The organism is Bradyrhizobium sp. UFLA03-84, assembly GCF_002289535.1.
GTDB classification, from domain to species: Bacteria; Pseudomonadota; Alphaproteobacteria; order Rhizobiales; family Xanthobacteraceae; genus Bradyrhizobium; species Bradyrhizobium viridifuturi.
Genome location: NZ_NSJY01000005.1, coordinates 1,045,882 through 1,069,304 on the forward strand (window position 1 = coordinate 1,045,882; position 23,423 = coordinate 1,069,304).

The following is a 23,423-nucleotide window of genomic DNA, read 5'->3' on the forward strand; positions in this document are numbered from 1 at the left end:
TGATGTTACCCGGCAATGCAGAGCATCCAACCGCAGCTGCGCAATTTGCGCACCGGGGAATCTCGTCAGATCGCGCCGCCGGACATGTAGGTTTCACGACGGCCGATCATGCGCTCGGCCGCAGCCTTGGCATCCGCCTTAGTCGAGGTCGCGCAGGTACGGTATTCGAGGTCGGCCTGCGCCCGCGCATCGCGGCGGCCGAACCAGGATTTGGTGCCGGTCTGCAGCATGGCCAGCGCATGGGCGACATTGTCGACTGCCTCGAATGAGTGCAGCGCGCCGGTACCCGCGTAGCGGACTTCGTAAAGGCCTGGGCTGATCGGCGCCTCGATATTCTCGCCGCGGCCCGGCCGCGGATAGCGCTTCCATTCACTCCATGTCGAAATCATTGCTGCGTCCCCGCAAGGCGCGAAATGACGAATCTTTTCGTCAAATCCATCCCAATTCGCCACACCTTTTGTGCAGCGATCTGAATGCGTTAATGCAAAAAAACAGGTACGAAAATCAATCTGCCGATCACGTTACCGTGGCCCTCCACGAGCGTCCACCTCGGACATGTCCGGAGTCCACCGCAAAATCCGCTGGTAGTGAACATTCGTTGAACGGCGCCTTTCCTGCGTCCCCGTCCTTCACGACATCGCGACATCATCGTTTCGCGGCCGCCTTGCGGGAGCAGAAAAGCGGGAGGATGATCCCCGCACTTCAAAACAATAAACCCCACCGGAGGACGCCCCCAATGCAGAGCAAGGCTCAGATCGATCAGGTATTGCGGCAGAAGAGCGAGGCAAAGGAGATTCCCGGCGTGGTCGCCGTCGCGGCCACCGGCAAGGACGTGATCTACGAAGGCGCGTTCGGCAAGCGCGACCTCTCCAAGAGCGATCCGATGACGGCCGACAGCGTGTTCTGGATCGCCTCGATGACCAAGGCGGTGACGTCAGCGGGCGCGATGCAGCTGGTCGAGCAGGGCAAGCTGTCGCTCGACGAGCCGATCGGCAAGCTGTTGCCCGATCTCGCCGCGCCGCAGGTGCTCGACGGCTTCGACGCCAAGGGCGAGCCGAAGCTGCGGCCGGCGAAGGCGCCGATCACGCTGCGCAAGCTCATGACCCACACCGCAGGCTTCTGCTACGACCTGTGGAACGCCGACATGGGGAAATACATGGAGAAGACCGGCACGCCCGGGATCATCTCCTGCCTGAACGCCGCGCTGAAGACGCCGCTCGCGAGCGATCCCGGCACGCGCTGGGAATACGGCATCAATATCGACTTCGTCGGCAAGGCCGTGGAAGCCGCATCCGGCAAGAAGCTCGATGCCTATCTGCGTGACAACATGTTTGCGCCGCTCGGCATGAGCGACACCGGCTTCAAGATCACGGACAACATGCGCAAGCGGCTGGTCGGCATGCATGCCCGCGGTGAGGACGGCACGCTCGCCGCGATGCCGTTCGAGCTCGAGCAGAATCCGGAATTCCACATGGGTGGCGGCGGGCTGTATTCGACCGCGGCCGACTACATCAAGTTCTGCCAGATGATCCTCAACAAGGGCAAAGGCAACGGCAACCAGCTGCTGAAGCCCGAGACCGTCGCGGCGATGGGGCAGAACCAGATGGGCGATCTCAGCGTCAGCAAGATGACGACCGCGGCGCCGCCGTACACCAACGACGTCGACCTCTATCCGGACCAGGTGAAGAAGTGGGGACTGAGCTTCCTCATCAACACCGCCAAGACGCCGGAAGGCCGCAGCCCCGGCAGCCTCGCCTGGGCGGGCCTCGCCAACACCTATTACTGGATCGATCCGTCGCGCGACGTCTGCGGCGTGATCCTGACCCAGCTGCTGCCGTTCGCCGACAAGCATAGTCTCGAGGCCTTCGCAGGCTTCGAGAAAGGCATCTATGCCGGTCTCGACGCCGGCAGCGGGCAAAGGGCGGCGTAAGGTTCCAGCCGAGCAACGCGAAATCCCTCTCCTCGCGGGGAGGGATTTTTCATACCCGCCATAGGTCGGGCCTGTGCCGTCGACGCCAAACGACTAAGATCGCGCAAAAAAGCGCGACACGAACACGACCACGAGGAGGACGAACTTGGCACCCACCCCCAAGGCAGACAGCTATGTCTGCGGCATTTCCGATACGCCGCTGCTCGGTGAAACCATCGGCCGCAGCCTCGATCGCGCCCGCGCGCGCTGGGGTGAGCGCGAGGCACTGGTCTCGCCCAGCCACAATGTGCGCTGGACCTGGAACGATTTCGCTGAGCGGGTCGAGGCGCTGGCGGCGGGTTTCCTTGCGCTCGGCCTGCAACGCGGCGAGCGGATCGGCATCTGGTCGCTGAACCGGCCGGAATGGACGCTGACGCAATTCGCCGCCGCAAAGGCCGGGCTGATCCTCGTCACCATCAATCCGGCGTATCGCTTGAGCGAGCTCGAATTCGCGCTCGGCAAGGTCGGCTGCGCCGCGATCGTGACGACGACCGCGTTCAAGACCTCGGCCTATATGGAGATGCTGAACACGCTGCTGCCCGAGCTTGCGAGCGCCACACCCGGCCAATTGCGATCGGCGCGGCTGCCGCAACTGCGCGCCGTGATCCAGATCGGCGGCCCGGCGGCGCCGGGCACAATTCCGTTCGATGCGGTCGCGCAGATGGGCGGGGAGCGTCATCGCGAGCAGCTTGCGGCGCTCGGCGCGAGCTTGCAATTCGACGACCCCGTCAACATCCAGTTCACCAGCGGCACCACCGGCTCGCCGAAGGGCGTGACGCTGACCCATCATAACATCCTCAACAACGGCTACTTCACCGGCCGCGCCATGCGGCTGACCGAACAGGACCGCATCTGCATTCCGGTGCCGCTCTATCATTGCTTCGGCATGGTGATGGGCAACCTTGCCTCGGTCACGCTCGGCACCACCATGGTGTATCCCGGCGAAGGTTTTGATCCCTTGGCGACGTTGACGACGATTGCGCAGGAGAAATGCACGACGCTGTACGGCGTGCCGACCATGTTCATCGCCGAGCTCGATCATCCGGAGTTCTCTCGCTTCGATCTCTCCTCGCTGCGCACCGGCATCATGGCCGGCGCGCCCTGCCCGATCGAGGTGATGAAGCGCGTCAACACCGAGATGAACATGCGCGAGGTGACGATCGCCTACGGCATGACCGAGACCAGCCCGGTGAGCTTCCAGAGCGCTACCGATGATCCCTTGGAGCGCCGCGTCTCCACCGTCGGCCGCGTCCATCCGCATGTCGAGGTCAAGGTGGTCGATCTCGACGGCAAGGTGGTGCCGCGCGGCGAACGCGGCGAGCTCTGCACCCGCGGCTACAGCGTCATGCTCGGCTATTGGGACGAGAAGGAAAAGACCGGCGAGGTGCTCGACGCCAATGGCTGGATGCACACCGGCGATCTCGCCGTGATCGACGACGAGGGCTATTGCAACATCGTCGGCCGCATCAAGGACCTCGTGATCCGCGGCGGCGAGAACCTTTATCCCCGAGAGATCGAGGAATTCCTCTACCGCCATCCGAAGATCCAGGACGTGCAGATCTTCGGCGTCGCCGACCAACGCTACGGCGAGGAGCTGTGCGCCTGGGTTCGCGTGCGGTCAGGCGAAACGCTCACGGCAGACGAGGTCCGCGACTTCTGCCAGGGCCAGATCGCCCACAACAAGATCCCGCGCTATGTCGAGTTCGTCGAGGAATTCCCGATGACGGTGACCGGGAAGATCCAGAAGTTCGTGATGCGCGACGCGGTGGAAAAGCGGCTGGGATTGAAGGCGGCGAAGACGGCGTGATGCTTCGTCTCCCTCTCCCGCTTGCGGGGGAGGTTCGGGGTGGGGGCTCTCTCCATGAGTCATTCTATGGAGAGAGCCCCCACCCGGCGCTACGCGCCGACCTCCCCCGCAGGCGGGAGAGGTGAAGAAAGTGAGCCGCGCCTTAAACCAGCAGCCCCTTCGCCTTCGCCAGATCCTTGAGCGACACCAGCGGGCGGGCGCCGATGTGCTGGATCACCTCGGCGGCGGCGAGCGCGCCGAGACGGCCGGCATTTTCGTAACCGACATTGCGCACGAGACCGACCAAGAAGCCGGCCGCGAACAGGTCGCCGGCGCCTGTGGTGTCGACGAGCTTGTCGATCGGAGAGGCCGACGCCGAAGTAACCTCATTCCCGGAGATCACGACGCAGCCCTTCTCGCTGCGGGTGACGACGCCGAGCTTCGTATCCTTGCCGAACTGCTTCAGCGCGGTGTCGAAATCCGAGGTCTGGTACAGCGAGTGCAACTCGGACTCGTTTGAAAACACCAGGTCCACGATGCCCTTGCGCATCAGATCGAGGAATTCGTCGCGGTAGCGATCGACGCAGAACGAATCCGACAGCGTCAGTGCGACCTGGCGGCCGGCGCCATGCGCAATCGTCGCCGCCTTCACGAAAGCGTCCTTGGCGTTCTTCGGATCCCAGAGATAGCCTTCGAGATAGATGATGCCGGCGGCTTCGATCTGCGCCGGAACGATGTCGTCGGGCGTCAGGTCCTGCGCGGCGCCGAGATAGGTGTTCATGGTGCGCTCGCCGTCCGGCGTCACCAGCACGTAGCAGCAGCCGGTGGCCGGGCCGGACTTGGCCGGCGCGGTGTCGAAGGTGACGCCGGCGGCGCGGATGTCGTGGACGTAAAGCTTGCCGATCTGGTCGTCCTTGACCTTGCCGACATAGGCGGCGCGGGCGCCGAGATTGCCGACGCCGACGATGGTGTTGGCAGCCGAGCCGCCCGACATCTCGGTCGCCACGCCCATGTCGCTGTAGATCGCGGTGGCGCGCGCCTCGTCGATCAGCTGCATCGAGCCCTTGGTCATGCCGTGACGGGCAAGGAATGCCTCATCTGTTTGCACCAGCACGTCGAAGATCGCGTTGCCGATCCCGAGAACGTCATATTTTGCGTCAGCCATAGACCTGCCCTGTGTTAACGCCACCCAACAAGAGCCGCGACCTATCACGTTACACCTAGCGCCAGCAAGGGAAGCGGCTGCTATACAGATCCGATGTTCCGCTCCTTCCTCACCGTCTCCTCGGGAACGCTGGCCTCGCGACTGCTCGGCTTCGTGCGCGATTCCGTGATCGCGGCGCTGCTTGGCGCGGGGCCGGTGGCGGATGCGTTTCTGGCGGCGTTCCAGCTTGTGAACGTGGTGCGGCGGCTGCTGGCCGAGGGTGGGCTGAACGCTGCCTTGGTGCCGGCATGGCTGAAGGCGCGCGATGCGGACGGCATGGACGCGGCAACCGCGTTTGCCGGTCGCGTGCTCGGCACCGTCAGCGCCGCCGTGATCGCGGCCGCGCTCGTGATCGGCGTTTTGATGCCGCTGGTGATCGCGGCGATCGCGCCCGGCTTTGTCGGCCGCGACACGCTGCAATTCGCCGTCGACGATGCAAGGCTGATGCTGCCCTATCTCGCCTTCGCCGGCCCGGTCACCGTGATGATGGCGCTGCTCAACGCGCAGGGGCGCTTTGCGCTGACGGCGTTCTCGCCGCTGCTGTTCAACATCACGCTGATCGCAGTCATGGCGGTGCTGCTGATGCGGCAGCAGGATCCGGTGCAGGCCGCGCTTGTCATGGCGGCCACCATCGGCGTCGCCGGCTTCCTGCAACTGTCGATGCTGGCGCTGCGCGGCGCAAAGCTCGCGGCGCCGCTGCGCGTCTCCTTCGATCCCGAGATGCGCGGCTTTCTCGGCCGCGCGGTCCCCGGCATGGTCGCGAGCAGCGCGCCGCAATGGCTCATGGTTGCTGGCGCGGTGATCGCGTCCACCTCGCCATCGGCGGTGTCCTGGCTCTATTTCGCCAACCGCCTGCTCGAGCTGCCGCTCGGCATTGTCGGCGTCGCGATGGGTACCGTGCTGATCCCGGAGATGACGCGCGCCGTGCGCAGCGGCGAGCATGCGGCGATCGCGCATGCGGAATCGCGCGCCCTCGAGCTTGCGGCCGGGCTGGCGCTGCCGGCGACGCTCGGTCTGATGGTGCTGAGCGGACCGATCGTGCGGATGCTGTTCGAGCACGGCGCGTTCACCGCGGAGGATAGCGCGGCAACCGCACAGGCCCTGATCTGGCTGACGCTCGCGCTGCCGGCGCATGTGCTGGTGAAGGCGCTGTCGCCGGCATTCTTTGCCCGCGAGGACACGCTGACGCCATTGTTTGCGACGCTGAAGGCGGTCGTGGTGGCGATCGCCGCGGCCTTCCTGCTCCGCCATCTCTTCGGCGCCAGCGGCATTGCCGCAGGGATCGCGCTCGGCGCCTGGAGCAATGCGCTGGCGCTGATCCGCAAGGGGGCCGCGACCTTCGGCTTTTCAATCGATGCCGATGCCCGCCGCCGGCTGCCGCGTATCCTGGTCGCGGCGCTCGCGATGGGCGCCCTGCTGTGGCTTGCGGAAGGCGCGCTGCCGGCCGAAGGCGCGCACGGTCTGGCGCGGGCGGCTGCCCTCCTCGTGCTGATCGCGGCCGGCATCGCCACTTACGGGCTGTTTTTGCAAGCTTTCGGCGTCACCGGCTGGCGCGCGGCGGTTAACGCCATCAGGCAAAGACGCCCCGCCTGACTTGCGCGCGCGGGGCTTAAGTGGCAAACGACGCCGCAAAAGCGATCTTTTCCGGGAATCGAGACCATGGCGTTCGTTGAACGGGTTTTCTCAGGCGTCCAGCCGACGGGCAATCTGCACCTCGGCAACTATCTCGGCGCCATCGTCAACTTCGTGAAGATGCAGCAGACCCATAACTGCATCTATTGCGTCGTCGACATGCACGCGATCACGCAGGGCGTCGAGGTCTGGGGCGGCCCCGCCGAGCTCGCGCGCAACACCCGCGAGGTGACCGCGGCCTTCATCGCCGCGGGCATCGATGCCAAGAAGCACATCGTGTTCAACCAGAGCCAGATCGCCGGCCATGCCGAGCTGACCTGGATCTTCAACTGCGTCGCGCGGATCGGCTGGCTGAACCGCATGACCCAGTTCAAGGAGAAGGCCGGCAAGGACCGCGAGAACGCTTCCGTCGGGCTCTACGACTATCCGGTGCTGATGGCGGCCGACATCTTGCTGTATCGCGCCACCCATGTGCCTGTGGGCGAGGACCAGAAGCAGCATCTCGAGCTGTCCCGCGACATCGCGCAGAAGTTCAACAACGACTTCGGCGATTCGATCCGTGGCCATGGCTTCGCCGACGGCCTGTTCTTTCCGCAGCCCGAGCCGCTGATCACGGGGCCCGCGACGCGGGTGATGAGCCTGCGCGACGGCACCAAGAAGATGTCGAAGTCGGATGCGTCGGACAATTCGCGCATCAACCTCACCGACGACGCCGACACCATCGCGCAGAAGATCCGCAAGGCGAAGACCGATCCGGAGCCGCTGCCGTCGGAGGAAAAGGGCCTCGAGACGCGCCCGGAGGCCGACAATCTGGTCGGCATCTACGCAGCGCTCGCCGGCATCTCCAAGCAGGAGGTGCTGACGCAGTTCGGCGGCGGGCAGTTCTCCAGCTTCAAGAACTCGCTGGTCGAGGTTTGCGTTGCAAAATTGGCGCCGATCGCCTCCGAGATGAAGAAGCTGGTCGCCGATCCCGGCCATGTCGACTCGATCCTGGTCGACGGCGCCAACCGCGCCCGCGGCATCGCCGACGAGACCATGCGCCTCACCAAGGATATCGTCGGCTTCATTCGCCAGCGCTGACGTCACCGGCAGCCTGCGCGCTCCCTCTCCCCAACGGGGAGGGAGTGTGGCAGCATGGGTTGGTTTGGTTCAGCACCGGGACATGCATGACCACCCAGCGACGAAGCTACGAGACAGGTCACAAGCCGAAATGCCTCGTCATCGTTGACGACACTGCGGAATGGGACCGCGCGGTGTATTACGCCAGCCGCTGGGCGATCCGGGTCGGCGGCGGCGTCGTGATGCTGCGGGTGATCGAGACCGAGGATCAGAACCAGCAATGGCTCGGGGTCGCCGACATCATGCGCGCGGAGGCCGAGGAGGCCGCCAATGAGGCGCTCGACCGCGCCGCCGGCCGCGCCAACGGGATCGCCGCGATCACCCCGGAGCGGGCGATTCGCGAGGGCGACCCGACCGAGCAGATCCTCGACGTGATCGACAAGGACGTCGATATCGCCATGCTGGTGCTGGCCGCCAATCCCGGCGCGGAGGGCCCCGGGCCGATCATCACCACCATGGCCAAGACCATGGGCACGTTCCCGATCCCGGTGACCATCGTGCCCGGCGGCCTGACCGACGCCGAGATCGATGCCCTGTCATAGGGGTTATCGACCTCGAAACCCCTCCCAAGGCATGGATCGCGGCCCGGAACCGCGGTTTTGCGGCTTGATCGGCGGCTTTTTAGTTGCCATTTGGTAGGGGAACCCAACGCGCCGGCCTTGAACCGGCGACGCCGGAGAGAGCAAATGTTCATTCAGACCGAAGCCACACCCAATCCCGCCACCCTGAAATTCATCCCGGGCCGCCTGGTGCTCGACAGCGGGACCATGGAATTCTCGTCGGCCGAATCCGCCGCACGCTCGCCGCTCGCCGAACGGCTGTTCGCCGTAGCCGGTGTCACCGGCGTGTTCTACGGCGCCGACTTCATCACCGTGACCAAAGCGGACGGCGACTGGCAGCACCTCAAGCCCGCGATCCTCGGCGCCATCATGGAGCATTACATGTCCGGCGCACCGCTGCTCGCCGACGGCACCGCGGGTAGCGACGATGCGCGTGACGAGGAAGACGAGTTCTTCGACGAGGCCGACGCCGAGACGGTCGAGCAGATCAAGGACCTGATCGAGACCCGGGTCCGTCCGGCCGTTGCCAATGACGGCGGCGACATCACCTTCCGCGGTTTCAAGGACGGCATCGTCTATCTCAACATGAAGGGCTCCTGCGCCGGCTGCCCGTCATCGACCGCCACCTTGCAGCACGGCATCCAGAACCTGCTCCGGCACTTCGTGCCCGACGTGCAGGAAGTCCGGCCGATGTAATTTGCGCAGGGTGGGTCGCCAAGCGCAGCCCACCTTCGATACGACACGGTTGATGGTGGGCACAGCATTGCGCTTTGCCCGCCCAAGAGGGGGGACGAACGGTGAGCCGGCGAATCGGAAATGGTGCTGACCTTCCGTTCGCCCTGACGTTTGCCCCATGATGATTCTCGCCATTGATACCGCACTCGACGCCTGCTCCGCGGCGGTGCTCGACACCACCTCCGGCAACACCATCGCGATCGAATCGCAAGCGATGCAGCGCGGCCATGCCGAGGCGCTGATGCCGCTGATCGCGCGGGTGATGAAGGAGAGCGGCATCGGCTTTGCCGGCCTCGACCGCATCGCAGTCACCACCGGCCCCGGCAGCTTCACCGGCCTGCGCGTCGGCCTCTCGGCGGCGCGCGGCATCGCACTCGCCGCCTCGAAGCCGATCGTCGGACTGTCGACGCTCGCTGCCTACGCCGCGCCCGTGGTTGCCGAGAATGGCGAGAGCCCGATCCTGTCGGCGATCGATGCGCGGCACGATCACGTCTATTTCCAGCTCGTCGGCGGCGACGGCAGCTTGATGCTCAAGCCAAAGGTGGCGCCGATCGCGGAGGCGCTCGATGCCTCTCAATTCGGTGCGCTGCATCTGGTCGGCAACGCCGCCAACATTCTCGCCGAGCGCTGGCCTGCGGATGCACCGCCGCCGGTCAAGGTCGACAGGCAGCCGGCACCCGATATCACCTGGGTCGCCTGGGTCGGCGCCGCCGTGGATCCCGACACTGCGCCGCCGCGTCCGTTCTATCTGCGCGCACCCGACGCGAAGCCGCCGAAGGATCGCCTCGTCATCAGCGCGCCGCCATCGACATGACCGGTTGGCTGTCGCGCTGGTGGGGTGGCGGTCCGCCCGCGGTCGAGCCCGCATCGCTGCGGGACGCGGCGCGGCTCGCCCAGTTGCACGGCGCCTCGTTTCATCGTGGCTGGGGCGAGGGCGAATTCGAGACGATGCTGACCGAGCGCAACACGCTGGTGCACCGGCTGCGCCAGGGAAGCAAGGTGATCGGCTTTGCGGTCTCGCGAATGGCGGCAGACGAGGCGGAAATCCTGTCGATCGCAATCGATTCCAATCAACGCGGCCGCGGCCTGTCGCGCGACCTGCTGCTGACCCATCTCGGCCACCTTGCCGGCCGTGGCATCCGCACCATCTTCCTCGAAGTGGAAGAGAACAATGCGCCGGCGCGACGGCTGTATGAAAGGGCCGGATTCGCCGTGATCGGCCGCCGCGAACGCTATTACAAGCAGCCCGGTGGGGAACATTTGAACGCGCTTCTGATGCGGCGCGACTTGTCGTAACATCGGCGCGATGGCAGAACAGCGCCCTGCTCTGTTACCCAAGGTTTGAAGAATACGGCCTGAAACCCATGACCACGGTGAAAATCCCGCCTGCGCAGAAAAATACCGGCATCGAGGCGCGCTGCGCCGCGACCGGCATGCGCATGACCGAACAGCGCCGCGTGATCGCGCGGGTGCTGGCGGAGGCGATGGATCATCCCGACGTCGAGGAACTGTACCGCCGCTGTGTGGCGGTCGACGACAAGATCTCGATCTCGACGGTCTATCGCACCGTCAAGCTGTTCGAGGATGCCGGCATCATCGAGCGTCACGACTTCCGTGAGGGCCGTGCGCGCTACGAGCAGATGCCCGAGAGCCATCACGACCATCTGATCAATCTGCGCGACGGCAAGGTAATCGAATTCACTTCCGAGGAAATCGAGAAGCTGCAGGCCGAGATCGCGCGCAAGCTCGGCTACAAGCTGGTCGATCACCGGCTCGAGCTCTATTGCGTCCCGCTCGACGACGACAGCAAGTCGTAGGCGCGCGCCACGCATCGAAAGACCATGAGCTTCGATCTCGTCATCTTCGATTGCGACGGCGTGCTGGTCGACAGCGAGGTGATCTCCTGTCGCGCGCATGCGGACACGCTGACGCGGCACGGCTTTCCGATCACCCCCGACGGCGTGCTGAAGCGTTTCCTCGGCGTGTCCGATCGCGAGGCCCGGCGGATCGTCGAAAGCGAGATCGGCCGCGCGTTGCCCGATACGTTCGAGGCCGAGGTCAAGCACGCGACGCTGAGCTTCTATGCCGACGATCTCAACGCCATCGCGCATGTCGGCGATGCGATCACAGCGCTCACCTTGCCGAAATGCGTGGCCTCCAGCGGCACGCCGGAGAAGATCCATCACGGCCTGACCTGCGTCGGGCTCTACGACCAGCTCGCGCCGCATATTTTCTCCGCCACCCAGGTCCAGCACGGCAAGCCCGCGCCAGATCTGTTTCTGTTTGCGGCCGAACAGATGGGCGCACGGTCGGAACGCTGCGTCGTGATCGAGGACAGCGTGGCCGGCGTCACCGGCGCCTGCGCCGCCGGAATGACCGTGCTCGGTTTCTACGGCGGCAGCCATTGCACGGCGGAACACGAGGCCATGCTGCGCCGGGCCGGCGCGGCCATAACCTTCGCCGATATGCGCCAATTGCCCGATTTGATCGCCCAGGCCGGCCAAAAACACGGCTCGATCGCTGGATTTTCCCCGGTTTAGGCTATATTTCAGCCCCGGCGCCCCGATGGCGCCGTTTCCTTTTCGTATTCAGGGTTCCATGACGACGCCGCGCAAGCTGCACATCAAGTCCTATGGCTGCCAGATGAACGTCTACGATGCGCAACGCATGGTGGACACGCTGGCCGGCGAGGGCTTTGTCGAGACCGCGAGCGCCGAAGACGCCGACCTCGTGATCCTCAACACCTGCCACATCCGCGAGAAGGCGTCGGAGAAGGTCTACTCCGAGCTCGGGCGGCTCCGCGTCGCCAAGGACGAGGCCGCGCGGGCGGGCCGCGAGATGAAGATCGCGGTCGCCGGCTGCGTCGCGCAGGCCGAAGGCGCCGAGATCATCCACCGCGCACCGACCGTCGATATCGTGGTCGGGCCGCAGAGCTATCATCACCTGCCTGAACTGCTGAAGCGCGCCAAGGAAAACGGCCGCGCGCTCGAGACCGAATTCCCGGTCGAGGACAAGTTCGGCTTCCTGCCGCAGCCGAAGCCGGATGCGATCCGCGCCCGCGGCATCTCCGCCTTCGTCACGGTGCAGGAAGGCTGCGACAAGTTCTGCACCTTCTGCGTGGTGCCCTATACGCGCGGCGCGGAAGTCTCGCGTCCGGTCGCCAGGATCATCGAAGACGTGAAGCAGCTCGCCGACAACGGCGTGCGCGAATTCACGCTGATCGGACAGAACGTCAATGCCTATCATGGCGAAGGCCCCGACGGCCGCACCTGGCCGCTCGGCAAATTGTTGCAGCGCCTCGCGGAGATTCCGGGCGTTACGCGCCTGCGCTATTCCACCAGCCATCCGCGCGACGTCGACGATTCGCTGATCGCGGCGCATCGCGATTTGCCCGCGCTGATGCCGTTCGTGCACCTGCCGGTGCAGTCGGGGTCGGACCGTATCCTTGCAGCCATGAACCGCAAACATACCGCCGATGACTACCGCCGTGTCATCGACCGGTTCCGGGCGGCGCGGCAAGACATTGCTTTTTCATCAGATTTTATCGTGGGCTTTCCCGGCGAGACCGCGGAAGAATTTTCCGCCACCCTCGCGCTTGTCACGCAAATCGGGTACGCTGCGGCGTATTCATTCAAGTATTCGTCACGGCCAGGCACGCCGGCGGCGGAGATGCGGGAGACGGTGTCAGCAGCCGAGATGGACGAGCGCTTGGGGCGGCTTCAGGAATTGATCGACAGCCAGCAATCGGCCTTCAACCGTGCTGCGATCGGCACAACGGTCGATGTGCTGTTCGAGCGCGCCGCGCGCAATCCGGGCCAGATCGTCGGCCGTACCGCCTATCTGCAGCCCGCCCATGTGATGGCATCGCCCGACATCATCGGCCAGGTCCGCCCCGTGCGGATCGACAGCCTCGAGCGCTACAGCCTGATCGGCGAACTCGCAACGCAATCCGCACCCGGCCTCATTTCGCAGACCATTGGAGCCTGAAATCCTTGCCCAAAAGCGCATCGGATTCGCCTTCGCTTGCTCCCAGCCGCAAACCTGACCGCGACATGCAAATACCCCCTGAAACTCAGGTCGTCATTGATTTCGACGACAACCGTGCCGCATCCGCGCTGGTCGGCCCCTATGGACAGAATCTGGCGCTGATCGAGCGGCGGCTCGGCGTCGTGGTCGATTCCCGCGGCAACCACGTCACCATCGCAGGCTCCCGCGACGGCTGCGACGCGGCGCGGCGCGTCCTGGAGACGCTTTACGCCCAGGCCGTCGCAGGCCATGACCTCGATCAGGGTGAGGTCGAGGGCGCGATCCGTGCCGTGATCGCGCAGGGCTCGCTGTTCGAGTTCGACAACAAGACCGCCAAGCCGACCTTCGAGACCATCAATCTGCGCAAGCGTCCGGTGCGCGCCCGCACCGCGGCGCAAGACTCTTACATCCGCGCGCTGAAGCGGCATGAACTCGTGTTCGGCATCGGCCCGGCCGGCACCGGCAAGACCTGGCTCGCGGTCGCCCATGCGGCTCAGCTGTTCGAACGCAAGGAAGTCGATCGCATCATCCTGACGCGGCCCGCGGTCGAGGCCGGCGAACGGCTCGGCTTCCTGCCCGGCGATCTCAAGGAGAAGGTCGATCCGTATCTGCGCCCGATCTATGACGCGCTGTACGATCTGATGGATGCCCGTGTCGTCGAGCGCGCGCTGCAGGGCAACGAGATCGAGATCGCGCCGCTCGCCTTCATGCGCGGCCGCACCCTGACCAATGCCGCGATCATCCTCGACGAGGCGCAGAACACCACGTCGATGCAGATGAAGATGTTCTTGACCCGCCTCGGCGAGAACAGCCGGATGATCGTCACCGGCGACCCTTCGCAGATCGACCTGCCGAACGGTCAGACCTCCGGCCTCGCGGAAGCCGTGAAGCTGCTCGATGGTGTCGAGGGCATCGCGCAGGTGCACTTCAAGGCCGAGGACGTCATCCGCCATGAATTGGTGGCGCGCATCGTGGCCGCCTATGAGGGATTGCCGCAAAAGCCGGCAAACGCCAGATCTTGAGACCAATAGCTTCGGCCGCGAGCCCGCGCGATGCGGGTTCCGGCCATAACGCAGATTTTGAAACGAACGTGTCCGCTTTTCCTGCAACCGAGGTTCTCGTCACCGCCGAATGCTGGCAGGCCGAGCCTGATGCCGACGCGGTGATCCATCGCGCCATCGAGGCTGCCGCCGCAATCGCCGATGCCGACGTCGCCGATGCCGAGCTTGCGGTGATGCTGACCGACGATTCCGGGATCCGTACCCTCAACGCCAACTGGCGCAGCATCGACAAGCCGACCAACGTGCTGTCGTTTCCGGCATTGCAGCCGGAAGGCAGTGGCGGCCCCGACGACGCCCCGCGCATGCTCGGCGACATCGCGATCGCCTATGAGACGACGCGGCGGGAGGCCGATGACGAACAGAAACCGTTCGACCATCATTTGAGCCACCTTGCGGTGCATGGCTTCCTGCATCTGATCGGTTACGACCACGAGAACGATGACGATGCCGAGGACATGGAAGCGCTCGAGCGCGAGATCCTGTCCTCCCTCGGCATTCCCGACCCCTATGCGGATCGGATCGCCTGACATGCCGGATTCCGACCCAACCCACGACAATCCGCGCAACGTGAGCAACCTGCCCGCCGTCGTGCACGAAGGTGAGGTGCAGCGCCCGGCCGCCGAGGGCTGGCTGGTGCGCGCGATCCGCACGCTGTTCGGCTGGAAGGCCGGCTCGGTGCGCGACGATCTGCAGGTGGTGCTCGACGCCTCGACGCCCGACGATGTCGGCTTCTCGGCGATCGAGCGCACCATGCTGCGCAACATCCTGTCGCTGAACGAGCGGCGGATCGCCGACGTCATGGTGCACCGTGCCGACATCGTCGCGGTCAAGCGCGACATTCCGCTCGGCGAATTGATGAGCCTGTTCGAGAGCGCGGCGCATTCGCGGCTCGTCGTCTACAATGAAACCCTCGACGATCCCGAGGGCATGGTGCACATCCGCGACCTGCTTGCCTTCATGACCGCGAAGGCGCGCGTCACCGATGCGACCAAGACGAAGCGCAAGAAGCCGTTTCCGGCCGGGCTCGACCTGCGCAGTGTCGATCTCGCGCTGCCGCTGGCGGACGCCCATATCATCCGCAAGCTGCTCTATATCCCGCCGTCGATGCGCGCGATCGACCTGCTGGCGCAGATGCAGGCCTCACGGATCCATCTCGCGCTGGTGGTCGACGAATATGGCGGCACCGACGGGCTGGTGTCGATCGAGGACATTGTCGAGCAGATCGTCGGCGAAATCGACGACGAGCACGATTCCGACGAGCCGCCGTCGATCGTCCGCCAGCCGGACAACTCCTTCATCGCCGACGCGCGCGCCAGCCTCGACGATGTCCGTTCGGTGATCGGCGAAGATTTCGTGACCGGCGAGGCCGGCGAGGAGGTCGAGACGCTGGGCGGCTATCTCGTCTCGTTCGTCGGCCGCCTGCCGGTGCGCGGCGAGGTGATTTCCGGTCCCGGCAATTACGAGGTCGAAGTGCTCGACGCCGATCCGCGGCGGGTCAAGCGCGTGCGGGTCACGACACGCAAGGAGCGGCCGGCGCCGCGCAAGGAACGCGAGCGGCGCCGCGAGCAGGCACCGGACTCCGGAAACCCGCAGGCGAATGACAACATGCCGCCGCCCGGCGATGGAGCCGGTCCGCAGTGAGGCTGTCAGACAAACTCCGCTCGGTCGGGCTTGCGATCATTTTGACCTGGGGATGGAAGCGCGCGGTGCTCGCGCTCGCAGCCGGCGCATTGTCCTCGCTGGCGATGGCGCCGTTCAACGCCTGGCCGGTGCTGTTCCTGACCTTCTCCATCGCAGTCTGGCTGATCGACGGCGCTGCTGCCGGGCGTTGGCGCGGCGTGCCGGCCGCAGCGCTGTCCGGCTTCTGGTTCGGCCTCGGCTATTTCGTGCCGGGACTGTACTGGATCGGCTACGCCTTCTTCGTCGATGCCGACACCTTCGCCTGGCTGACGCCGTTCGCGGTGCTCGGCCTGCCCGCCTATCTCGCGCTGTTCACCGCTTTCGGCTTCGCGCTGGCGCGGCTGATCTGGCCGCGCGACGTCTCGCGCGTGCTGGCGCTGGCCGTCGGCCTGACGATCTCGGAATGGCTGCGCGGCCATCTGCTGAGCGGCTTTCCGTGGAATGCGTTCGGCTATGCGCTGACCGAGCCGCTTGCGCTCGCGCAGACCGCATCGCTGATCGGGCTGTGGGGCATGACGTTCCTGAGCGTCGCGATCTTCGCAAGCCCGGCCGTGCTGATCGACGGCGCCTCACGCGGCCGCAAGCCGTGGCGCGCGCCGGTGGCGGCGGTGCTGGTCCTCGCCGCGATGCTGGCATTCGGCGCATTCCGCCTCGCCCAGCAGCCGACCAGCATAGTCGCCGGCGTCAAGCTGCGCATCATGCAGCCCGATTTGCAGCAGGACGCCAAGTTCAACTACTCCGCCAAGGCGGCGGTGATGCAGAAATATCTCACTCTGTCGGATCGCGCGTCCGGGCCGCATTCGACCGGCGTGAGCGACTCCACCATCCTGATCTGGCCGGAATCCGCGTTTCCGTTCTTCCTGACCAAGGAGGCCGACGCGATGGCGCAGATCGCCGATCTCCTGCCGAAGGGAACCGTGCTGATCACCGGCTCGGTGCGCGCACCCGATCTGCCGCCCAACGTCCGCATCACGCGCGCCTATAATTCGATCTACGTCATCGACCATGACGGCAGCGTGCTCGCGGTCTACGACAAGCTGCACCTCGTCCCATTCGGAGAATATCTGCCGTTCCAGGACTGGATGGAGAAGCTCGGCCTGGTGCAGCTCACCAAGGTGCAGGGCGGCTACATTCCCGGCACGATCCGCCGCCCGCTCGACATTCCGAATGCACCGCGCGCGCTGCCCCTGATCTGCTACGAGGCGATCTTCCCCGGCAATGTCGTGAGCCGCGACGATCGTCCCGGCTGGATCGTCAACGTCACCAATGACGGCTGGTTCGGAATCTCGACCGGCCCCTATCAGCATCTGCAGCAGGCCCGGCTGCGCTCGATCGAGGAAGGCCTGCCGCTGGTGCGTGCCGCGAACACGGGCATCTCGGCCGTCATCGATCCGCTCGGGCGGATCGTCGCGCGACTCGGGCTCGGCACCGAAGGTGTGCTCGATGCCGGCCTGCCGGCAGCGATCGCGCCGACGATCTACGCGCGTGCCGGGAACATCCCGGCCGCTGTGATTGTGTTGGTTGCCCTCGCAATCGTATTGCGGAGACGTTTTGTCAGGCGAAAAGCCTGATCCTGCATATCGCCGGTTGTCGCCGAACCCGAAAAAACGTCGAAATTTACCTCAGCGCGATTCCACCAGTTGACAGATCGACCGTGCACTTCGCATTGTACGGGTCCACGCGAAATCACAAGCCAAGTCAGCCCCTTTGCGCAAATTGTCCGCATTTCGTCCCGATCCTCCTTGCAGGATTTGACGGCACCGGCGCCTGAGGCATACTCCACGTCCAACTTGCCTCACCCCCCGGGCGCGCAATCCCTTAGGAGAGTTGGAGATGTCCACCAAAGCGCCCAATCCTGTTGACAAATATGTCGGCAGCCGCGTCCGTATGCGACGCATCATGCTCGGCATGAGCCAGGAAAAACTGGGCGAGGCGTTAGGCCTGACGTTCCAGCAGGTGCAGAAATACGAGAAGGGCACCAACCGTGTCGGCGCGAGCCGGCTGCAGCAGATCTCCGAAATCCTGCAGGTGCCGGTCTCTTTCCTGTTCGACGGCGGCCCGAGCGGCGTCAAGACCGCTGACGGCTTCAGCGAGGGCTCCTCGCCGGCCTATGTGTCCGATTTTCTGGCAACCGCCGAAGGCCTGGCCCTGACCCGTGCGTTCACGCGGATCGCGGACGCCAAGCTCCGCCGCAGCATCGTCGAACTGGTCGAGCAGATCGCGGCGCGCGAGGCGGCTGAACAGGTCTGATCCTGCCTTATCCGTTTGAGAGATCGTCAAATCTGGAATATGTCATTCCGGCGCACGCTGAGGCGTGACGAGTTCCGGTCGAATCGTCGTCGCGCTTCAGCTCCTTGTTTGAGCATGATTCTTTCGGAGAACCGCTGCGCGCTGTTCCGGATCGTGCCTTGGCGCGTGCGCTGAATGACAAAGCGAATTCACAGGCCAAAATTCACAGGCGTCGACAACAGCATGTCCAGCAACCCGTTCGAAACCGCAGCTATCCTCGACGGCATTCGCCGCTGGGTCGAGATCGAATCGCCGACCGAGCGGCCGGACCAGGTCAACCGACTGGCTGACCTCGTCGCGTCCGAATATCGCGACCTGCCGGCCACGGTCGACCGCGTTGCGGGGCGCGAGGGCTGCGGCGATCACCTGGTGACGCGCTCGTCCTGGGGGCAGGACGCCCCGGGGATTCTGGTGTTGAGCCATCTCGACACAGTTCATCCGATGGGATTCATCGAACGGTTACCATTCAAGATCGAAGGCGACAGCGCGTTCGGCCCTGGCATCTACGACATGAAGGGCGGCGCCTACCTCGCCTTTCATGCATTCCGGCAGATCTGCGCCGATGACGCGCGCCCGCCGCTCGGCATCACCCAGCTCTACGTATCGGACGAGGAAATCGGCAGCCCTACCTCGCGCGCGCTGATCGAGGCCGAGGGCCGCAAGGCCAAATACGTGCTGGTGACCGAGCCTGCGCGCGACGGCGGCAAGATCGTCACCGGGCGCAAGGGCGTCGCGCGCTTCGATGTGCACATCAAGGGCGCACCGGCGCATGCCGGCACGCGCCCCGAGGATGGCCGCAGCGCGATCCGGGAACTCGGCAATGTGATCCAGACGCTGGAGGCGATGAACGATCTCAAGCGCGGCGTCACCGTCAATGTCGGCGTGGTCCGTGGCGGCACCAAGCCGAACGTGATCGCCGAAGAGGCCTATGCGGAAGTCGACATGCGCGTGCCGTCCATGGCCGACGCCGACGAGCTGGTGCCGAAGATCCTCGGCATCACCTCGCGCACCGAGGGCGTCAGCGTGAAGGTGACCGGGGAACTGAACCGTCCGCCCTATGAGAAGAGCAATGCCGGCGCAGCGCTCTACGAACACGCCCGCGAGCTTGCCACTGAACTGGGCTTCGAGCTGCTCGATGTGTTCACCGGCGGCGGCTCCGACGGCAATTTCACCGCACCGCATACTGCAACCCTCGACGGCCTCGGCGTCGACGGCAAGGGTGCGCATACCCATTACGAGCAGCTCTACATCTCCTCGATCGAGCCGCGCGCGCGCCTGCTCTACCGGCTGTATCAGACGCTGCGATGACACCTGCTCCGAACGACACCAGCGATCGCGATTCCCCGGAGGACGGCGCGATGGCCCATTCGCGCGGCTCGTTCTTCGGGCGGCGCAAGGGCCACAAGCTACGTTCGCACCAGGCCGACCTGATCGACAATCTGCTGCCGCATCTTTCAATCGACATCGCGGCGCCCGCGCCCGAGGCGCTGACCGAATTGTTCGATGACGGCATCGAGAATGTCCGGCTCGAGATCGGCTTCGGCGGCGGCGAGCATCTGATCGCGGAAGCGCAGGCCTTCCCCACGACCGGCTTCATCGGCTGCGAGCCCTACGTCAACGGGATGGCGAAGATCCTGACCCAGATCGAGGCGCAGAATATCGGCAACATCCGCCTGTTCGCCGGCGACGCCGCCGAGCTATTGGCCTGGGCGCCGGCGCGCTCGCTCGCACGCATTGACCTCATTCATCCCGATCCCTGGCCGAAGCGGCGGCACTGGAAACGGCGCTTCGTGCAGGATGCCACGGTCGCTGCAATGGCGCGATTGCTCCCGCCGGGCGGTGAATTCCGCTTCGTCAGCGACATCGACGATTACTGCGCCTGGACGCTTGCGCATCTGATGCGCTCGCCGGATTTCGCCTGGCTCGCCGAGCGCGCAATCGACTGGCTCGAGCCGTGGCCGAACTATACGATGACGCGCTACGGCGCCAAGGCCGAGCGAGAGGGGCGTAAGGCCGCGTATCTGAGGTTCAGGCGATTGCCTTGACGGTGTCATTCCGGGGCGTGCGAAGCACGAACCTGGAATCCATCAGGCCACATGTGCCGACGGAGAAATGGATTCTCAGATGCGCAATTGCGCATCATGGCTCTCGCTACGCGAGCCCCGGAATGACGCAGGAGACTATCCCTTCGCTTCCGCCACCCGCGCCTTCCTGACGTCGGTCGCCTCCCACACCATGCGCTTGCCGCGCTCGCGGCCGAGCAGCTCGATCGGATCGTGGTTGTCGATGTGGCCGAACTGGCCCTTGTAGACGCTGTAGCCGCACAATTCCTGCAGGCGGCGCGGGAAGCGCGCCGCGGTCTCGCGCGGAATGCCGAGCTGCAAATTCTCCTGCTGCCGCATCCAGCCCCAGCAATAGGCGCAGGAAAACGCGAAGCGCCTGGTGTCGCTGGTGTTGGCGCCGCCGCCATGCCACAGCGCAGAGTCGAACAGCATCACGCTGCCCGCCCGCATGGTCGCGGTGACCGCGTCGTAGTCCTTGCCGTATTCCGGCGACGAATCGAATTTGTGGCTCGCCGGAATGATCCGCGTCGCGCCGTTGTCGTCGCGGAAATCGGACAGCGCCCAGATCGCATTGATGGTGATCGGGATGTGCGGCCGCGGCAGCGGGATCAATTGGGTGTCTTCATGGATCGGCTGCGCCTCCTGGCCGGGGCCGAGCACCAGCGAGCAGTACGACGACAGCAGGCACTCCCGGTCCAGCACGCGCTCGACCACCGGCAGCACGTTCTCATGCAGCGGCACCTCCCAGAACAGATCGTCATAAGTCAGGAGGTTGTTGATGCGCAGCGTCTTGAAGCCTTCGAACGATGTCCGGGCAAGGCCGAGATTGTGCTCGCGCTCGATCCGCTCGACCGCCGTCTTCAATCCCTCGACCAGATCCGGCGAGGCGGCGCACTCGATCACGGTGTATCCGTCGTCGCGAATCCGCTCGGCGTGCGATTGGATGTCGGCGTCCGTCAGCATGGCGATCTCCCCGTTGGCGCTGTGTCGCGCCTTGCGGAAAGCATAGCTGTCAGCGTGGAGGCTTGGAAAGCGCCTTGATGGAGGCAATCGATTTGTCGCCGCGCGGAAAAATGGATTTCGACGCGAACGACTATCGCGACTTCCAGAAGTCCACGACGCGTTGCGCAGTCGACGGCATCAGGCGAACGAAGTTCACCCGCGCGCCTTCGATATCGGCCGGCGACGGCACCCGGTTCGGCCCGAGCCGCATCAGGATCAGCGCGCGCACGGTCGGCCATTCGAAGCCGACCGTCTTGCTGGCGATCAGGATCGGGTCGTAGCGGTCGCCGGCGATCAGGCGATCGAGCGTGACGATCTTCACGGCGGTCATCGCGGCGAGCGCGGCCACGCATTCCTCGTATTTGAAGGCCTTTGCGAAGCCTGCCACCGCGGCCTCGTTCAATTCGCCGGCACGATGCAACGCCAGGATCGTGCGCTGCGCGGCGGCGAAATCGCGGCCCTCGACCTGCGCGACGACACCCTCGATCTCGCTCATCGCCAGTTTGATCTGGGCTTGCCGTTCCGGCTTGGCGACGACTTGCAGCCGGCGGCGGATCACGTCGATCGAGCCGGCCAGCAGGTTCTTCAAATGCGCGGGCGGGAGATCGTCACGGCGTCCGATCCGCAGTGTCAGCACGCCGTCCTGGCTCGCGCGACGCACCATCGTCGTAAAGGATGTGTCGGAGAATGCGGCGCCGGCATTGCCGGCCGCGCATCGGATCACGTCACGATCACCGCGACGGACGAGCACGTCGGTCAGCGCGGTCGAAAGCCTTGACCGCTCGGCCATTGCCAGCAGATGACCCTGGCCCTTGGCATTGGCGATCTCGACCAGCACCTTCTCGTCAATCACCGGCGAGCGGCGCAGCACCGGGCCCGCGATCGCGACCTCGTCCTCGCGGGCGAGTTGCCCGACCAGATGGCGCGGCGCGTTGGCGAGCGGCGCGAGCCGTTCGGCAAGATCGATCCGCGCCGCAAGCTCGGCGTGCGGCACCAGGCTGGTCAGCACCCCGTCGAACAGGTCGATATGGTCGGGACGAAAGCTCGCGGCGCCCTGCAGGAACAGCTCGCCGAGCCGCCGTGCAGCCTCGGCGCGGCGCTTGGGGTCGCCGCGGCGAACGATGTCGTCGAGTTCCGGGATCAGCGCGGGGGCTGTCGTCATGGGCCTTGTCCAACCGGCGACTTCTGCCGATTTTCGGCAATCTATGGTCCTGTTCGTAAACGGAGGGTTAGGTCAAACCTGCACCCGGAGAGTGCCAAAATCGCCCTCAGCCGGGACAGGAGGCCTTGCCGGACCCCGGCAAAAGGGCTATATCCAGCGCAACTTATGGTATCTCATACGATCGCGTAGGAGAGTGGGCCCCCCGGGACCCGCTCTTTTTTATTACCTGACGGGACCCGGCCAGGCCGGATCCAGTTTGGGTAGCGTTAGCGGCCCCTTAAGGCCACCTGAACAACACAACAGACCTCAGACAACCCTTAGATCCAGACAGCCTTTGACACTTGATATGACCGATCCGACCGCCACGTCCGTGGACACCGAACTGCTCGCCGAGCCCAGGCTCGTCGTCGAGCCCGGGGTCGCGGCGCGCGTCGCCGCGGTCGCAATGCCGGTGCTGCAGGGCATGGGCTATCGCCTGGTGCGCATCAAGGTCTCGGGCGATGCCGGCTGCACCGTGCAGATCATGGCGGAACGTCCCGACGGCTCGATGCAGCTCGAGGATTGCGAGGCGATCTCGCGCGCGCTGTCGCCGGTGCTCGATGTCGCCGACCCGATCGAGCGCGCCTACCGGCTGGAAATCTCGTCGCCCGGCATCGACCGGCCGCTGGTGCGCCGCTCCGACTTCGAGCGCTACACCGGGCATCTCGTGAAGATCGAGATGGCGGTGCCGCATCAGGGCCGCAAGCGGTTCCGCGGCCTGCTCGCCGGCGTCGAGGGCAACGCGGTGCGCATCACGCGCGACGATCCGCGTCCGACCGAGGATGCTGAAGTCCTGCTGGTGATGGAAGACATCTCGGACGCGCGGCTGGTGCTGACCGACGAGCTGATCGAGGAATCGATGCGCCGCGGCAAGGCCGCCGAGCGCGAGCTGCGCCGCGAGCTCGGCCTCGCGCCACCGCAGCCGGCCCACGCCAAGAAGAGCGATCCGGCGAAGAGCCAGAAGCCGAAACCCAAATCCGATCACAAGGCTGGTCACAAGCCCGGCAACAAGCCGGCCCCGACCAACACGAAAAAGCACCGCCTGGCCGCCGAGCGCGCGCGCCGCGGCGAGATCGATCCATTCGAAGGAGACTAA

At 65.2% G+C, this 23,423-nt stretch carries 23 protein-coding genes; 19 read left to right on the forward strand and 4 right to left on the reverse strand.

The window, feature by feature from the left end; all coding sequences use genetic code 11:
• Positions 1-65 precede the first annotated feature (65 nt).
• Positions 66-389: a hypothetical protein gene (locus CK489_RS07675; RefSeq protein WP_050629074.1), complete on the reverse strand. Its 324-nt coding sequence runs from the start codon at positions 387-389 to the stop codon at positions 66-68.
• A gap of 347 nt (positions 390-736) precedes the next feature.
• On the opposite strand from CK489_RS07675, the gene CK489_RS07680 reads away from it, so the two are divergent.
• The gene (locus CK489_RS07680) at positions 737-1,930 is read left to right on the forward strand and encodes a serine hydrolase domain-containing protein (protein WP_050629073.1); all 1,194 of its coding nucleotides are present in this window, start codon (positions 737-739) and stop codon (positions 1,928-1,930) included.
• A gap of 145 nt (positions 1,931-2,075) precedes the next feature.
• Positions 2,076-3,776 (forward strand): AMP-binding protein, encoded by a 1,701-nt coding sequence (locus CK489_RS07685; protein WP_095731817.1) that lies wholly within the window; start codon positions 2,076-2,078, stop codon positions 3,774-3,776.
• Between the two features lie 142 nt (positions 3,777-3,918).
• Here CK489_RS07685 and CK489_RS07690 read toward each other — a convergent pair whose 3' ends face one another.
• Positions 3,919-4,920, reverse strand: coding sequence for an adenosine kinase (locus tag CK489_RS07690; RefSeq protein ID WP_095731818.1), 1,002 nt, complete (start codon positions 4,918-4,920; stop codon positions 3,919-3,921).
• A 93-nt stretch (positions 4,921-5,013) separates the two neighbouring features.
• Between CK489_RS07690 and murJ the strand changes: the two genes are divergently transcribed.
• The 16 genes from murJ (at position 5,014) to trmB (ending at position 20,106) form a co-directional block, all read left to right on the forward strand.
• A complete protein-coding gene (gene murJ, locus CK489_RS07695) occupies positions 5,014-6,552 on the forward strand; it encodes a murein biosynthesis integral membrane protein MurJ (protein WP_095731819.1) in 1,539 nt (512 codons plus the stop codon).
• A 66-nt stretch (positions 6,553-6,618) separates the two neighbouring features.
• Positions 6,619-7,671, forward strand: coding sequence for a tryptophan--tRNA ligase (gene trpS / locus CK489_RS07700; protein WP_095731820.1), 1,053 nt, complete (start codon positions 6,619-6,621; stop codon positions 7,669-7,671).
• An 86-nt stretch (positions 7,672-7,757) separates the two neighbouring features.
• Positions 7,758-8,252, forward strand: coding sequence for a universal stress protein (locus CK489_RS07705; RefSeq protein WP_050629068.1), 495 nt, complete (start codon positions 7,758-7,760; stop codon positions 8,250-8,252).
• Positions 8,253-8,396: 144 nt separating this feature from the next.
• Entirely contained in the window at positions 8,397-8,966 is a 570-nt protein-coding gene (locus CK489_RS07710; protein WP_050629067.1) for a NifU family protein, read from the forward strand.
• 157 nt (positions 8,967-9,123) lie between these two features.
• Entirely contained in the window at positions 9,124-9,819 is a 696-nt protein-coding gene (tsaB, locus tag CK489_RS07715; RefSeq protein ID WP_050629066.1) for a tRNA (adenosine(37)-N6)-threonylcarbamoyltransferase complex dimerization subunit type 1 TsaB, read from the forward strand.
• Complete coding sequence (gene rimI / locus CK489_RS07720) at positions 9,816-10,301, forward strand: ribosomal protein S18-alanine N-acetyltransferase (RefSeq protein ID WP_050629065.1); 486 nt, start codon at positions 9,816-9,818, stop codon at positions 10,299-10,301. Before tsaB ends, rimI begins: the two co-directional genes overlap by 4 nt.
• Positions 10,302-10,369: 68 nt before the next feature.
• Positions 10,370-10,822: a Fur family transcriptional regulator gene (locus CK489_RS07725; protein ID WP_050629064.1), complete on the forward strand. Its 453-nt coding sequence runs from the start codon at positions 10,370-10,372 to the stop codon at positions 10,820-10,822.
• Positions 10,823-10,846: 24 nt separating this feature from the next.
• On the forward strand, positions 10,847-11,545 hold the full coding sequence (locus tag CK489_RS07730; RefSeq protein ID WP_050629063.1) for an HAD family hydrolase: 699 nt from the start codon (positions 10,847-10,849) through the stop codon (positions 11,543-11,545).
• 58 nt (positions 11,546-11,603) lie between these two features.
• Positions 11,604-12,992 carry a tRNA (N6-isopentenyl adenosine(37)-C2)-methylthiotransferase MiaB gene (gene miaB, locus CK489_RS07735; protein WP_095731821.1) on the forward strand — a complete coding sequence of 463 codons (1,389 nt, stop codon included), beginning with the start codon at positions 11,604-11,606 and terminating at the stop codon, positions 12,990-12,992.
• A gap of 65 nt (positions 12,993-13,057) precedes the next feature.
• Positions 13,058-14,053: a PhoH family protein gene (locus CK489_RS07740; RefSeq protein ID WP_198960854.1), complete on the forward strand. Its 996-nt coding sequence runs from the start codon at positions 13,058-13,060 to the stop codon at positions 14,051-14,053.
• 68 nt (positions 14,054-14,121) lie between these two features.
• Complete coding sequence (ybeY, locus tag CK489_RS07745; RefSeq protein WP_095731823.1) at positions 14,122-14,619, forward strand: rRNA maturation RNase YbeY; 498 nt, start codon at positions 14,122-14,124, stop codon at positions 14,617-14,619.
• A 1-nt stretch (position 14,620) separates the two neighbouring features.
• Positions 14,621-15,733 carry a hemolysin family protein gene (locus tag CK489_RS07750; RefSeq protein WP_198960855.1) on the forward strand — a complete coding sequence of 371 codons (1,113 nt, stop codon included), beginning with the start codon at positions 14,621-14,623 and terminating at the stop codon, positions 15,731-15,733.
• Positions 15,730-17,343, forward strand: coding sequence for an apolipoprotein N-acyltransferase (lnt, locus tag CK489_RS07755; RefSeq protein WP_095731825.1), 1,614 nt, complete (start codon positions 15,730-15,732; stop codon positions 17,341-17,343). The genes CK489_RS07750 and lnt overlap by 4 nt, the downstream gene beginning before the upstream one ends.
• Positions 17,344-17,605: 262 nt before the next feature.
• Entirely contained in the window at positions 17,606-18,022 is a 417-nt protein-coding gene (locus tag CK489_RS07760) for a helix-turn-helix domain-containing protein (protein WP_021082652.1), read from the forward strand.
• A 222-nt stretch (positions 18,023-18,244) separates the two neighbouring features.
• Entirely contained in the window at positions 18,245-19,369 is a 1,125-nt protein-coding gene (locus tag CK489_RS07765; protein ID WP_198960856.1) for a M20 family metallopeptidase, read from the forward strand.
• A complete protein-coding gene (trmB, locus tag CK489_RS07770) occupies positions 19,366-20,106 on the forward strand; it encodes a tRNA (guanosine(46)-N7)-methyltransferase TrmB (RefSeq protein ID WP_050629057.1) in 741 nt (246 codons plus the stop codon). The genes CK489_RS07765 and trmB overlap by 4 nt, the downstream gene beginning before the upstream one ends.
• Positions 20,107-20,241: 135 nt before the next feature.
• Here trmB and CK489_RS07775 read toward each other — a convergent pair whose 3' ends face one another.
• Positions 20,242-21,087 carry a phytanoyl-CoA dioxygenase family protein gene (locus CK489_RS07775; protein ID WP_095731827.1) on the reverse strand — a complete coding sequence of 282 codons (846 nt, stop codon included), beginning with the start codon at positions 21,085-21,087 and terminating at the stop codon, positions 20,242-20,244.
• A gap of 130 nt (positions 21,088-21,217) precedes the next feature.
• Entirely contained in the window at positions 21,218-22,288 is a 1,071-nt protein-coding gene (locus tag CK489_RS07780; protein ID WP_095731828.1) for a DUF2336 domain-containing protein, read from the reverse strand.
• Between the two features lie 346 nt (positions 22,289-22,634).
• Here CK489_RS07780 and rimP point away from each other — a divergent pair, with 346 nt between their 5' ends.
• On the forward strand, positions 22,635-23,423 hold the full coding sequence (gene rimP, locus CK489_RS07785) for a ribosome maturation factor RimP (protein ID WP_095731829.1): 789 nt from the start codon (positions 22,635-22,637) through the stop codon (positions 23,421-23,423).

What these genes read in the sequence shown, in the direction of transcription:
- miaB (WP_095731821.1), top strand. Translation starts at nt 11,604, where the DNA reads ATGACGACGCCGCGCAAGCTGCACATCAAGTCCTATGGCTGCCAGATG.
- CK489_RS07760 (WP_021082652.1), top strand. Translation starts at nt 17,606, where the DNA reads ATGTCCACCAAAGCGCCCAATCCTGTTGACAAATATGTCGGCAGCCGC.
- CK489_RS07780 (WP_095731828.1), bottom strand. Translation starts at nt 22,288, where the DNA reads ATGACGACAGCCCCCGCGCTGATCCCGGAACTCGACGACATCGTTCGC.
- CK489_RS07730 (WP_050629063.1), top strand. Translation starts at nt 10,847, where the DNA reads ATGAGCTTCGATCTCGTCATCTTCGATTGCGACGGCGTGCTGGTCGAC.
- CK489_RS07750 (WP_198960855.1), top strand. Translation starts at nt 14,621, where the DNA reads ATGCCGGATTCCGACCCAACCCACGACAATCCGCGCAACGTGAGCAAC.
- CK489_RS07710 (WP_050629067.1), top strand. Translation starts at nt 8,397, where the DNA reads ATGTTCATTCAGACCGAAGCCACACCCAATCCCGCCACCCTGAAATTC.
- CK489_RS07690 (WP_095731818.1), bottom strand. Translation starts at nt 4,920, where the DNA reads ATGGCTGACGCAAAATATGACGTTCTCGGGATCGGCAACGCGATCTTC.
- trpS (WP_095731820.1), top strand. Translation starts at nt 6,619, where the DNA reads ATGGCGTTCGTTGAACGGGTTTTCTCAGGCGTCCAGCCGACGGGCAAT.
- CK489_RS07725 (WP_050629064.1), top strand. Translation starts at nt 10,370, where the DNA reads ATGACCACGGTGAAAATCCCGCCTGCGCAGAAAAATACCGGCATCGAG.
- CK489_RS07705 (WP_050629068.1), top strand. Translation starts at nt 7,758, where the DNA reads ATGACCACCCAGCGACGAAGCTACGAGACAGGTCACAAGCCGAAATGC.
- CK489_RS07775 (WP_095731827.1), bottom strand. Translation starts at nt 21,087, where the DNA reads ATGCTGACGGACGCCGACATCCAATCGCACGCCGAGCGGATTCGCGAC.
- CK489_RS07675 (WP_050629074.1), bottom strand. Translation starts at nt 389, where the DNA reads ATGATTTCGACATGGAGTGAATGGAAGCGCTATCCGCGGCCGGGCCGC.
- tsaB (WP_050629066.1), top strand. Translation starts at nt 9,124, where the DNA reads ATGATGATTCTCGCCATTGATACCGCACTCGACGCCTGCTCCGCGGCG.
- rimI (WP_050629065.1), top strand. Translation starts at nt 9,816, where the DNA reads ATGACCGGTTGGCTGTCGCGCTGGTGGGGTGGCGGTCCGCCCGCGGTC.
- CK489_RS07740 (WP_198960854.1), top strand. Translation starts at nt 13,058, where the DNA reads ATGCAAATACCCCCTGAAACTCAGGTCGTCATTGATTTCGACGACAAC.
- murJ (WP_095731819.1), top strand. Translation starts at nt 5,014, where the DNA reads ATGTTCCGCTCCTTCCTCACCGTCTCCTCGGGAACGCTGGCCTCGCGA.
- trmB (WP_050629057.1), top strand. Translation starts at nt 19,366, where the DNA reads ATGACACCTGCTCCGAACGACACCAGCGATCGCGATTCCCCGGAGGAC.
- CK489_RS07680 (WP_050629073.1), top strand. Translation starts at nt 737, where the DNA reads ATGCAGAGCAAGGCTCAGATCGATCAGGTATTGCGGCAGAAGAGCGAG.
- CK489_RS07765 (WP_198960856.1), top strand. Translation starts at nt 18,245, where the DNA reads ATGTCCAGCAACCCGTTCGAAACCGCAGCTATCCTCGACGGCATTCGC.
- rimP (WP_095731829.1), top strand. Translation starts at nt 22,635, where the DNA reads ATGACCGATCCGACCGCCACGTCCGTGGACACCGAACTGCTCGCCGAG.